The 559-nt window shown below is 39.9% G+C and carries 1 protein-coding gene; it reads right to left on the bottom strand.

What is annotated here, in order from left to right; all coding sequences use genetic code 11:
- Positions 1-148 precede the first annotated feature (148 nt).
- Positions 149-271, bottom strand: coding sequence for a hypothetical protein (locus ACT29I_RS25725; protein ID WP_444794870.1), 123 nt, complete (start codon positions 269-271; stop codon positions 149-151).
- Between the last annotated feature and the right edge of the window lie 288 nt (positions 272-559).

Genomic DNA, 559 nt, shown 5'->3' with positions numbered 1-559 from the left:
CTCATAGTTTAGGGTTAGGTTTGGTTAAAGATTGAAGGCACCATCAAAACGTTTGATGGTGCCTTCTACTTTATATGCCTTGTGTGAACCTGTTTTTCCATATAAGGGTGCATTAGAATGTTTTTAGTTGGAGGGGCATTAGCTTATTTCACTTCAGCCTGGCCAGTTCTTTCTTCACGTTTTCCTTTTCTTTCTTAACCCTCGAAATTTCTTGCAGAACAAAAGAAATCTCGTATCCGTCGGCAATAGCGTCTTTATCGAACTTTTCCATGACAATGTAGTCGTGTTTTTGCCAATAAACTGCACTTTTAAACCCGGATTATATATTGGAGGTTCGTCATGAGCATTGCAAGTAAAATAAAACAAGGCATTACCGAAACGAGGCATCACTTGTCCCGATTACTTTCGTGAGCATCGTTCTGGTGAGTTGAAGTGGAGCAGCGGAGTGTCTTGTTTTGAAACAATTTCAATGTGTAATAGATTTTCTAATGCATATTGCGGGTTAAACATAGCTGACGGGCGTGTTCTGCAGGGTAATGAATTAAAGTGCTTGCGGATT

The organism is Saccharicrinis sp. GN24d3, from assembly GCF_052400645.1.
GTDB lineage: Bacteria > Bacteroidota > Bacteroidia > Bacteroidales > Marinilabiliaceae > Saccharicrinis.
Note: the sequence above shows the minus strand (reverse complement) of the source record. Positions and strands in the feature narration are given on the sequence as shown.